At 52.8% G+C, this 11,857-nt stretch carries 7 protein-coding genes; all 7 read left to right on the plus strand.

The window, feature by feature from the left end:
* The first annotated feature begins 1,607 nt into the window (after window positions 1-1,607).
* The gene (locus tag ACFE7X_RS21750) at window positions 1,608-2,369 is read left to right on the plus strand and encodes a ParA family protein (protein WP_375437798.1); all 762 of its coding nucleotides are present in this window, start codon (window positions 1,608-1,610) and stop codon (window positions 2,367-2,369) included.
* Window positions 2,370-2,406: 37 nt separating this feature from the next.
* Complete coding sequence (locus tag ACFE7X_RS21755; RefSeq protein WP_375437792.1) at window positions 2,407-2,724, plus strand: hypothetical protein; 318 nt, start codon at window positions 2,407-2,409, stop codon at window positions 2,722-2,724.
* A gap of 876 nt (window positions 2,725-3,600) precedes the next feature.
* Window positions 3,601-3,756 carry a hypothetical protein gene (locus ACFE7X_RS21760; protein WP_375437793.1) on the plus strand — a complete coding sequence of 52 codons (156 nt, stop codon included), beginning with the start codon at window positions 3,601-3,603 and terminating at the stop codon, window positions 3,754-3,756.
* A 188-nt stretch (window positions 3,757-3,944) separates the two neighbouring features.
* On the plus strand, window positions 3,945-4,610 hold the full coding sequence (locus ACFE7X_RS21765; protein WP_375437794.1) for a glycoside hydrolase family 108 protein: 666 nt from the start codon (window positions 3,945-3,947) through the stop codon (window positions 4,608-4,610).
* A gap of 95 nt (window positions 4,611-4,705) precedes the next feature.
* Complete coding sequence (locus tag ACFE7X_RS21770; RefSeq protein ID WP_375437795.1) at window positions 4,706-6,721, plus strand: DUF4231 domain-containing protein; 2,016 nt, start codon at window positions 4,706-4,708, stop codon at window positions 6,719-6,721.
* Window positions 6,722-6,849: 128 nt separating this feature from the next.
* Window positions 6,850-7,587 carry a hypothetical protein gene (locus ACFE7X_RS21775; RefSeq protein ID WP_375437796.1) on the plus strand — a complete coding sequence of 246 codons (738 nt, stop codon included), beginning with the start codon at window positions 6,850-6,852 and terminating at the stop codon, window positions 7,585-7,587.
* Between the two features lie 227 nt (window positions 7,588-7,814).
* On the plus strand, window positions 7,815-11,813 hold the full coding sequence (locus ACFE7X_RS21780) for a T9SS type A sorting domain-containing protein (protein ID WP_375437797.1): 3,999 nt from the start codon (window positions 7,815-7,817) through the stop codon (window positions 11,811-11,813).
* Window positions 11,814-11,857 lie beyond the last annotated feature (44 nt).

Below are 11,857 nucleotides of genomic sequence, written 5' to 3' on the forward strand. Positions count from 1 at the left end.
GACTCCTATCTCAGAGGTAACGGACTCCTATCTCAGAGGTAACGGACTCCTATCTCAGAGGTAACGGACTCCTATCTAGAGCTCGCAATCAATTGATTAATAGATAGTTAAGGCGCCCCTAATGTTATAATAACTATTAATATAAAAAGTTAGAATAAGGCTCAGATTTTTTTTGGTGGAATTTGAGATAAAAAACTATCTCAAAAGGTAACGCCTTCCTACTTGAAAACTATCTCGCGAAGGTAATGGGCTCCTACTGAGATAATCTCAGAGGTAACGCCTTCCTATTTGAAACTATCTCAAATCAAACTGCTTTGACAAACACTGTTGCATTAATCATACACTTTTGTATTCAATAGAGAAGTAAGTTTTTGTATAACAAGCAAGCTGTTGAGTTACTAGCGTAGTTGATCTTCCTTACTTCCAGGAAGTTAGCGAAGTAGGCGACGCATGTATGTACATTAGTAGGCGATAATTATTGATCCTGTTGAAAATTAGCTGCTGTCAATTCACCTTACTATAGCAACTGAGCGGCTATTAAAAGCTCTTATGTACATCAACACTGGTTGTTGTATCGGAAAGCTTAGCTGGTTGCAGCTTGTGCACAGAAGTAGTTCTGGCGCTGCAACTGTTTAGTTCGCCGATGAAAGCGCTATATCAACTAGGCGTATTCCCGAAGTGCTTAATCAAGGCAAGTTTAAGTATACTACAGAGAAAGATATTGTAACGCGCTGGTAGCAGGGTATTGAATACCACCTATTCCAGCACTACGGTCTACTCTAGTTTGACACATGCGGGAGCGCCGGCTTCTGAGCTTAACTCCCATGCATTAGAAGACCTAGCAACGAAACTGAACAATCACTGTATGCTCAGTCTGGTCAAGCTTCCTAATATTTCTTGTACATATAATATGCATAAGGAATATTAGGAAGCTTAACCAGACTGAGCATATTTAAAATATTTAGGAACAATACCTAACTTCTGAACAATTCCTCGTACCGGGATTCTAGTGTAAGTCAGACATTTTCCGTTAGGATTATTAGCTTCATTGTTTTGTTCCCTAACTGAAACATTTGCCATAGTAAGTCCTAATTCTTGCGCTTTTGTCGCTGGAGGTTAACCTTACCATACTCATAAAGCTTAACTGGATAAGGTTCGCATGACGCAATATATTCCCGATATTCCTTATACATATCATATGCGCAAGGAATATTGGGGATGTTTTTGTTTTCAGAATATAATTAGATTAACTGTTTACGGTGAGTAGTCTTTCTGCTATTTAGTTGAGAAAGGGTTCCTATGCCCCTGCGACATCCACTCCAGCCACTCTTCGTAATCTCGCTTCGTAGTCTATGGATTATTTATCGATTTGATTACCATGGTTGCCTTGCAATGAAATATCTATTCAATAGCCTTGGTTGGACTCGTTGACACTGCGAGAAGCAGGTTTGTGGCGATTGAAGATTTTGATCAAGCAGAAATGCAAGCTAGTCTTCTCAATACTACTTATGCATATCATGCATATAAGGAATATTAAGAAGGCAGGCTTGTTAATGCTTATTAAGAATATTATGTTTGTTGCTCATACAACGCACAGCTGTAATATAATGCAGATACTGACCATGGCGAATAGAAAGGGGGGCACTGGAAAGTCCACCTCCGTTTGGGCAATTGGGCAGTGTTTAGCCCGTGCGGGTTACCGTGTACTGTTAGTGGATGCAGATGCTCAACGCAACTTAACGAGGTGTTTACCTCTAGTAAGCGCAGACAAGCATTTAACCAGCGTGATAAATGGGTCTGCCACCTTAGTGGATGTCATGCAGTCAGTAGGGGAGAGGTTATGGTTGGTTGCCGCCACGGATTCGCTCGTTGCTGCCGAGAAAGTATTAGGGGCCGATATGGCGTATCCCATGCTGTTCAAAAATTCCTTGGACGGCTTAGAAAACTTGGTGGATTACGTCTTGATTGATACTCCGCCTTCCCCTAATTCGCCCTTGTCCGTAGCCGCCCTCACGGCTTCCGCGAAGGTGTTTATTCCCACGCAGCCGGAACTCTTCAGTTTCGAGGGCGTGCAGAGCTTGCTGGAGTTGGTGGCCAAAATCAAGAAGAATTACAACCCCATGTTAACCGTTGGGGGGATTTTCCTTACCAAGTATTCTTCTACATATCGTCGCAATCTCCACCACAGTTTCGTGTCAATGATGAAGGAGCATCCGGAGTTAGGTTCGTTGGTAATGAAGACAACTATCCGTGATAATGTGGCTATTGCTGAGGCTCAAGTGCAGCGCCAGTCGCTTTACGAAACGGCTCCGCACAGTAACGCCTTAGCTGATTACGAAGCACTAACCAAAGAAATGGTGGCTGCATAAGGTGCACTATATGCATCATACATAATATCCTCTCAATATGGCTGCTAAACCAAAACTTGATCTTACTGCGTTAGTGACTACGCCAGTTAATCCTGATGAGCTGTTATTGACAACAGCTCCCGTGGGGGACTCAGTTAAACCAGCGCCAGAAGAGGTTGGGCCGTCTCCGCAGAAAGTTAGGTTTACCAACACGATTCCGGCAGACTTGTTCCAGCAGCTGCATCAACTCTCGTTCTGGAGTAGAGAAGATATGAGCGCCATTCTGGAGGCAGCGCTAACGGACTATTTCGCGCTTCGACCGGACGCTCAGAAAGAGTTGCCGCATAAAGAAAAAGTAAAGCGCAAATTGCTTTAGCAACTGGAGGCCAAGCTCGAAAATGAGCCTGATTCTTCTTTGTTTTACTTTTTATCCGCGCTGTGCCTCGCGTTCTTCTCTACTCGTGCTAGCGGGACTACCACCTCCTGTAAGAGGAATTCGCTTAAGCCTGATTTGTACGCGACGATAATAGCGAGCAACTGGCGTCATGTGAGCTATACTATCAGCAGAGCTATGACGCCACTAGTGCGTTCATTAACCGGACTCGACGGCACTAGTCGTCCGCAGCCCTAAGTGGATGCTCGCTTCCACCATTGAAAATTATCAATCCTTGGTTTTCCTCACCCGCAGATGCCATCCTACATGTACAAGGGTGAGGTGGTCTATCAAGTGAGACAGAAAAGGACGTTATCTTCCTTCCGTCATGATTCGGAAAACGAACAGTGGCTTACCGCGCAAGTATCGGCGACATGCTGAAACCTTACAGTCCGAAGTCTAGTGAAGTATGATTCGGCTCTAATTCGGCTAGGTCTCGCCCAGTTACTATTTAATTGCATCCATAGTATTGGCGTGCAGATGCAGTGCCGGGGCCAACGAGTCCTCATGGCTGGACAGCAAAGCCATTATGTCTAGGTCGTTGACTACGCCTTGCAGGGACAAACCATGAGCTCCACCAGCGACGAGCGTCGCCCATACCAATTTGACTAGTCAGGTGGTTAGCCTTTACGGGCGCCTTGCGCGCGACTATTTGCAGAAACCACTGGTGGTTTCGCGCCGCTGTGATTACCTCAACCGCCTCAATCTCATTCGCGGGAGGTTGGGTGAACTTTGCCGACAGCAGTACAAAGCGCGCCACTATTACAACCAGGGCCGGAAGGTAAGCCAGCGCTAAGATCTGAGCAATTGGTATTGTCCTTGGACCTGAATTTAGCGGAAGTATTCGGCCTGAAATACACCGACGGGCGGACCGTGGAGTATGAGGTCCTGGGCATGCTCAACGTGTCGGCCATGCAGGCCCTGGCTCGCCAAATGGAAGGGGTGCACCAGCAGAATGCCATTCTAACCGAGTAACGCCTGGCCCAAAGCACCCAACTCGACTAATTGCAACCAGATTGGCACCTATTACAGGAATAGGTAGCTGATTTATTGGGTGCGTCGCGCCCTGTTGCTCATAAAAACCTTGATAATCAAGATATTCTATATAATTAGCAGAAAGTAAACCCGCTTTAGGTTTCCAACTTTCAAACAGTTGTTTCACAATGGCTGATTTTACGCACTACTACCCGACGCTACTGGCTCATGAGGGGGGGTATTGCCATGACCTGCAAGACCCCGGCGGCGAAACCTACAAAGGCATTGCCCGCGCCTACCATCCGAACTGGACGGGCTGGCCCACCGTGGATGCCGTAAAAACCCGGGCCTCTCTGGCTACGCCGGTGCCGCGGGCAGGCTGGCGGACACTGAGCAAAGCTCTGGAAACGGAAAAAGCGCTGAATGCTTTGGTGAAAAGCTTTTACAAAGCCTCGTACTGGGATTCGCTAAGCCTGGACTTGGTGCACTCGCAGTGCGTGGCCGAACAACTTGCCGATCATGGAGTTAACGCGGGTATCGCCCGGCCGGCCAAGATGCTCCAGTTTCTGCTCGCCACCGAATTTGGCGTCAAGCTAGTGCTTGATGGCAAGGTGGGGCCGCGTACCATTGCTGCCCTGAACGCTGTAGATCAAAAAACCTTCTACACCCGCTTTGTGGCCATGCGCCGCGCGTTTTACAACTACCGCACCGGCAGCTTCACTTCCGCCGAAACGTTAGCGCTGGCGCCTTGGCACAACTTCTTTCAGCAAGAATTGAATCTAAAAACCAACAGCCAGATGCAGAAATACCTAACCAGCTGGATGAGCCGCTGCCAGGAAACCTTCACGGCGTAATGCTAAAGTTTACTTGCCAAGCGAAAAGCCGGGGCAAGCGCCATATGTTGCGTAACGCTTGTTTCCCTAAATCCAACCGGTGGTTGATTTGAATGATGAAAAAGACATCTATTGAGTTTGATGCCAAAACGGTTGCTGTAGCCGTCTTTCCAGAACCCGCAGACGGCGCAGAAGCTGTGCTTAGCGAGTTAGCCATTGGGCCGTATAAAGCAGTGTTGGGCCTCATTGGGGCCGCCGATAGCATCGACCAAGCCGTACTACCTAAGCTTACCCAATTTTTCAACCGCGGTATTGCCCGGGCGGCTTTGGAAGCTGATGCTGTGCTAGTGGATGGCGGCACGCAGGCGGGCGTAATGAATCTAGTAGGAGAAGGAGTTGCCAGCCGGGGGGGCTACTCCACACTTATTGGGGTGGCGCCGGCCGCGCTGGTCACGTACCCAGGCAACTTGGCTGCCGGTGTGCCGCTTGAGGTAAACCATTCGCACTTCGTGCTGGTGGAAGGCAATAGCTGGGGTAGCGAAACCTCCATGCTGTTCGGCCTGGTTCAGGCACTAGCCGTCAAGACCGAAACGCCGCCCCAAACCCGTAAGCCTACTGCCCCAACAACGAGCCAGGTACCCGCATTGATGGTGCTGGTGGGCGGCGGGCCTACGGCTATGCAGGAAGTGGTGCGGGCCGTGCGGCTACAGCTGCCTTTGCTGGTAATAGCGGGTAGCGGCGGCCTGGCTGATGCCCTGGCCGCCGCTTGGCAGACGCCCGACACGCCCCCGGATGACCCGCTGATGGCGGAAATTCTGGCCGACGGCGAACTACGCTTTTATCCACTGAGTGGTTCTGTGCAAGGACTGGAGCGACACTTGATCCGCGAGCTAGGCGCCGACCATGTGCTCCTGCAAGCCTGGGAAACCTTTGCCGATTACGATGCAAACGCCAATTATCAGCAAAAACGCTTCGACCAACTTCAACAGCTTATCATCTTGCTCGGATTGATAGGCACGGCCCTGGCCATCGGACAGCAGCTCTACGGACCCAAAGACACCGCCGCCGGAAGCTTGCTGGCCGCGCCCGAGCTGCTGAAGCAAAACTATATTGGCTGGTGGCTAGTGCATCATGTATTGATCCTGATTCCGATTACGCTGACGATCCTGATAACGGCGGTCAGCCGCTTCAAGCAGGGCACCAAATGGCTGTTGCTGCGCGCCGGTGCCGAGGCTATCAAGCGCGAAATATACCGGTACCGGACCCGGGCCATGCACTATCGGGAGAATGCCGAACCGCAGCTGGCGGAGCGTATTGAAGATATTACCCGGCGCACGATGCAGACGGAAGTGAATTCTTCTTCGCTGGTGCCTTACAACAAGAAACAAGGCTTTCCGCCGGGCATGGGGGCCGCAACCGCCGATACTGGCTTTGGCTTCCTGACGCCCGCCCGGTACGTGGAAATCAGGCTGGGCAGTCAGCTGGCGTATTTCCGCCGGAAGGCAGTAGGGCTAGAGCGGCAGATGAAAGTGCTATCGTGGCTCACTTTTATCCTGGGCGGAGTGGGCACGTACCTGGCGGCTATTGGCCAACAGGTTTGGATTGCGCTAACGACTTCCTTGGTGGCGGCACTGGGCACTTTTCTGAGCTACCGGCAGACCGAAAGCTCGCTCATCAAGTTCAACCAAGCCGCTACCAACCTCTCGAACATCCGGGCCTGGTGGAACGCCTTATCGGCAGAAGCCCAGCTTCAACAGTCGAACATCGATTTGCTGGTGGAACACACCGAGCAGGTGCTGGAACTGGAGCTAGCTGGCTGGGTGCGGCAGATGCAGAACGCGCTGGCCGACTTGCACAAAAACCAGCCGCCACTAGTCGAGCACGCCGAAAATACCGCCCCAAGCGAATCTGTGGTTGTAATTGCCGCCCCACCTGGCCCGCCGCCTGTTTCCTCCGCTGTCGTCCCGGCGACTGAAACCACGCCCGTGTTTATAACCATGGCTGATGAACATGTGCTGGCCGATGGCCAAGAGGAAATAGCACCCGCTGCCACCGAAGAATCGGGGAATCTCGTGGCGGTGGAGGCCGCTACCGAAGAAATTGCCGAGGCTACAGAAGCAACTTCAAGTTAGGTTACAGACTAGGCATGAGCCACTAGCCGGGATGGGCGCAAGTAAACTGAAGTTTGCTGGGCTCAGCCTACTGCTTGAATTTCAAAACTGCCCTTCCACGAAAAATCAGTTACCGCCCACCACCTGCTATGAAAACCCTTACGCCTGCCTCCCTAAAAACGTCGGTCCAGAACCTAGGGTATGCCTGGAACCCCACCCAGTTGAATATCATCGGTATTCGCACCAATCTAACACTCCCGGATATCTTCAACGATTTGCTGGTGTGCTGCTGGCACCAACCCAGTATGCCGGCCGGCTTATCAGTGCTGGCCCAACAGCAGTTTTTGGCAACCTGGTTGTTTACGGGCAAAGATGGCAAGCTCATCAAAGCCGACGGCGTGGCGGGCGCCAATACAACTTTTGCCCTTAAGCAGCTAGCCGCCACGGCGGGTACTGAACGCATGAAAGCCTGGATTATCACCACCACGCCTGGCCTGTTCTATCTGCAAAAACCGCTTAGCAAACTGGGCTGTGCCGTGCTCGTGCCCGGACAATACACTGGCACATATCAACTAGGTTTTCATCAAAGCAAGCCCGACCATCCGGCCCTAGTGCAAGTTAATGGCAAGGTTAAAGTTTACCGCGACAATGACCGGGATATTACAGCCGAGGAAACGAAAGTGATTGAAGAAGGCCTATTCGGCGTTAATATTCACCGGGCAAACTCCTTGGGAGCCACGCCCCGCATCGGCAACTGGTCGGCTGGCTGCCAGGTGTTTCAGCGCAAGTCGGACCACAACGAGTTGCTATGTATTTGTGAGACCTATCGTCAGCAAATCAAGAACCGCTTCACTTACACCTTGCTGCGGGAACGGGAGCTGTTGTAGTAGTTGAGAGCCGGCATGGAAAGGCCGCACTTTTGCAGTTTCAGGTAATTGACTGTTTTCAGGAATAATTTGACTGTTTTCTCGGCCATACTAATGGCTACGTGTTTACTATTCGTAGCTTGCCAAGTATAACTCCGTTACGCACAATCAGTTAAACATAATACAGGGCATTGTATTATCCTGTGAATAGGAGTGATGCTCTTCTGTATTCATTACCTGCCTAGCTTATGACCCACTCTCTACTTTGTAGTACCCCAAATCGGCGCAAAAACGGAATCAGCCTGTGGCTGCTCTGGTTCCTGCTCTGGTTAAGCGCCAGCACCGCCTTAGCACAAAGCCCGACGACGCTCTTGACGGCGGCGCGTGTAACGCCCGCTGGGCCACTAAATCTGTGTTCTAGCACTCCTCAGACGCTGATAGCCACGGCGGTATATCCGGAATTCAATGTGGGCACGGGCTTTAATGACAGCAGTATTGGAGTAAGAGCCATAGCCGTGCAATCTAATGGCAAGGTGCTAGTGGGCGGCCACTTTTCCACTTACAATGGCGTTACGCACAACCACATTGTCCGCCTCAACACGGATGGTAGTTTAGACTCTACCCTCCGCACCGGCACCGGCTTCAATGATAATGTAATAGCTATGGCGGTGCTACCAGATGACAAAGTGCTGGTGGGTGGCTTCTTTACCCGTTACAATAATACTCCATGTAGCCGCATTGCTCGCCTCAACCCTGATGGCAGTCTGGACCCTACCTTTAATGCGGGCTCAATCATTGATAATGGTGGTGTACTAACCTTGGCCGTACAGTCAGATGGCAAGATACTAGTGGGTGGCTTTTTTAACACCACCGATGGCACCTCGCCTAACCGCATTGCTCGCCTCAACACCAATGGTAGCCTGGACCCTACCTTCAATGTGGGGACGGGCTTCAATTTTGGTGTAAGAGCCTTGGCTTTGCAGCCAGATGGACACGTGCTGGTGGGCGGCTTCTTTACCCGCTACAATGGCGATACGTGCAACTACATTGCTCGCCTCAACACCTTTGGCAGTCTGGATACGACCTTCAGCGCAAGCAGCCGCAGAGGGAGGGGCTTCGATACTTCTGTATATGGTCTGGCCTTGCAACCTGATGGTAAAGTGCTGGCGGGTGGCACCTTTACCACTTACGATAACGTTCCGCGTAGCCGCATAGCCCGCCTTAACCCCAATGGTAGCCTTGACAATACCTTCCAGGTAGGCACGGGTTTAGGTAATGTGGGCGCTGGTACAGATCCTGGGGTATACGATCTTGAAGTACAGCCCGATGGCAAAGTGCTGATAGGCGGCGAGTTTACTTCCTACAATGGTGCTCCGCGCAACCGCATTGCTCGTCTCAATGATAATGGCAGCCTAGACCCCATCTTCAACGTGGGCACGGGCTTTAGTAATGCGGGGGTAAACGCGGGGGTCTATGCCATTACGATACAGCCGGATAACCGAGTGCTGGTAGGCGGCAGCTTCACTAACTATAGCAGCACTCCGCGCAACCGCATTGCTCGTCTCAATGATAATGGCAGCTTAAATACCACCGCAACACCCATTCCCACCACCACTAGCATCACGTACGCTTGGTTGAAGGACAATGTGCAGGTTGTTGGTTCGGCGAGTAATACGTTTTCCGTCACCAGCCCCGGTGAGTATTCCGTCAGAATGACGATAGGTGGCAGTGTGGTGAGTTCTAATATAGTAAAGGTGAACCCGCCGCCCGGACTCACTACCACGAGCCCAACCCCAGCCTTCGGCGGCGCAGGCACTACTATTACGCTGAACGGTACCAACCTGGAAAGCATAAAGCGGGTGCTTTTCAAGAGTGAGAGTGCTGGGAACTGCACTGCAGCTTTCGTATTGCTGTCGCCAACTCAAATTCGGGTCACGGTGCCAGACAGTGCCGCCACCGGTCCGCTGACGCTCGTCAACTTGTGCGGCACCTCTAGCGTAGGCGTCGCCACCTTCAGAGTGCTGCCCGTCATCACGGGTTTCTCACCCCAAACCGGAACTGCCAACACTATTGTTACGCTGAGTGGCACGGGCTTCACGCCGGGCGCCCCCATGGCAGTGCGCTTCTCTGGCGTTAGTACCCCAGTAATCGCCACAGTCGCTTCGGCGCGGCAGCTAACGGCTATAGTGCCCATCGGAGCGACCACCGGGCGGCTGACGCTGACAACCACCACAGACATGGTTACCAGCGCGGATGATTTCGTCGTGCCCAGCACGGGCGCGAGCAACCTGCTCGTTAATGATACTCGTCCCCTGCCGGCCGGCACCTACGGCAGCATCACGGTAATAAAGCCCGGCGTGTTGACGCTAAGCGGCAACGCAACGGTAACAGGCCAGTTGAGCGTGCAGGACGGTGCCACCCTTCATACCGGCACCAGCCTCGTACTAGGAACCGGCAGCTTTGCGCTGGCAGCCGGCGCGACGCTTAGCACCAGTAATGCGGAAGGCATTACCACCAGCGGGGCCACAGGCGCGGTGCAGACGAGCACCCGCTCCTTTTCTTCGAATGCTACTTATAGCTATACCGGCACGCTGGTGCAAGTAACGGGCACGGGGCTTCCCAGTCAGGTTCGGGCCCTGACGACGAGCAACCCCATCAGCCTTACGCTCACCAATCCCGTCAGCATCGCCCAAACTTTAACTCTTGCCAGTGCTGGTAATCTGCTTCTCAACAACAACGCCTTGACGTTGCTATCCGACGCCAGCGGCACGGCGTTGGTGGTGAATAGTGGCACGGGGACAGTGGTAGGCCAAGCAACCGTGCAGCGCTACATCAACCCCGTAGCCAACCGCGCCACGGGCTTCCGCTACTATGGCACGCCCGTGCGCGGCGCTACGGCCAATGTATTGGCGCCGGCAGCAGTATATGACTACGACCAAAACCGGTCGGCTACGCAGCGCGACACGTTGCCCCTCATCACCTATGGCTTCTCTCCGCAACCTATTCCAGTTAACTCGCGGCTAACAAAGGGGCGCGGCTACGCAGCGGCAATTCCGGCGGCCACCACCGTGAATTTTGTGGGCACCCTCAACAACGGCGACACCACCTTAGTTCTGGCTCGCAACAACAGTTCTTACGCGTATTATGCCGGCTGGCACTTGGTTAGCAACCCCTATCCTTCGCCGCTCGACTGGGACAAGGTAGCCGCTGCCGACCGCGCTGGCTTGGAAGCGGCCATTTACGTGTACGAAAGCACTGGTCCTGGCAAGGGCTACTACCGCAGCTACGTGAATGGTGCGGGCACGGCCAGTCCCATCATTGCGGCGGGACAGGCTTTCTTTGTGCGCGTGAAAAAAGGAAACACGAGCGGCACGCTTACTTTCCGCAACACCCAGCGGGTAGTGGATTATGCCATCCAGGCGGACTTCAACCGGATAGCAAAGGCCAGGGAGCAGTCGGGTGTAACGGCGCGCCCCAAAGGCAATGGCTGCAATTCTTTTGGATGCCGCGGCCTGGGAACCACGGCCGCTACCCAGGAGTCCAGTGTCAACTTTAGTTGGGTGACGGTGTATAGTGACGCTACCGCTTCCTCAATTCCCGTCGCCGAAGCTGGGTTCAATTCAGAATACGATGCCGAAGCCGGCGATTTGCAAGCCCGCAGCAATGTGGCCCTTAGCATTGCCAACAAAGACAACCAGGAACTGTCGGTTAAGGGAGTTAACGACATGGCCACTGCGGTCTTTCCGCTCACGCTTAAGGCGAATGCCCCCGGCCGGTACATCCTGGGCCCCGATTCGGTTATGTTGAATAGCTTGCCACTGAATTTGAGCCCGTACCTATACGATAAGGTTGCCAACAGGGTGGTACATCTGCGCGATTCTGTCTTCAGCGTCAATCTGACGCCGATAGACGTGCTTAACCCCATCTTGGACCGCTTTGAGCTGCGCTTTAGCCTGCCCCTTTTGGGCACCAACGCACCCTGGTCCCCAACTGGCAATGTAGAAGTGTACCCCAACCCGGCCAGCGAGCAAGTCAAGGTATGGGTGCCAGCGGTAGCAGGTGCGCCGCGCGTACAGGTCACGCTACTCAATAGTCTAGGACAAGTGGTACGCCAGCAGGATGCCACCCTACCCGCGGCTGGCACGACCTTGCAGCTGGACTTAAACAACCTAGCTGGTGGGGTCTACATCCTGCGCTTGCAGGCCGGCACAGCCCACGTCACCCGGCGCATTATGGTGCAGCACTAAGTGCGAGCGGCTACGAAGGCAAAAGCGCCGGCAAACCCTAGGGT

This window comes from uncultured Hymenobacter sp., from assembly GCF_964242765.1.
In the GTDB taxonomy this organism is placed as follows: Bacteria; Bacteroidota; Bacteroidia; order Cytophagales; family Hymenobacteraceae; genus Hymenobacter.

Bases quoted from the DNA above. Each gene is read 5' to 3' on its own strand.
- ACFE7X_RS21750 (WP_375437798.1), top strand. From the start codon at position 1,608: ATGCAGATACTGACCATGGCGAATAGAAAGGGGGGCACTGGAAAGTCC.
- ACFE7X_RS21755 (WP_375437792.1), top strand. From the start codon at position 2,407: ATGGCTGCTAAACCAAAACTTGATCTTACTGCGTTAGTGACTACGCCA.
- ACFE7X_RS21765 (WP_375437794.1), top strand. From the start codon at position 3,945: ATGGCTGATTTTACGCACTACTACCCGACGCTACTGGCTCATGAGGGG.
- ACFE7X_RS21770 (WP_375437795.1), top strand. From the start codon at position 4,706: ATGAAAAAGACATCTATTGAGTTTGATGCCAAAACGGTTGCTGTAGCC.
- ACFE7X_RS21780 (WP_375437797.1), top strand. From the start codon at position 7,815: ATGACCCACTCTCTACTTTGTAGTACCCCAAATCGGCGCAAAAACGGA.
- ACFE7X_RS21775 (WP_375437796.1), top strand. From the start codon at position 6,850: ATGAAAACCCTTACGCCTGCCTCCCTAAAAACGTCGGTCCAGAACCTA.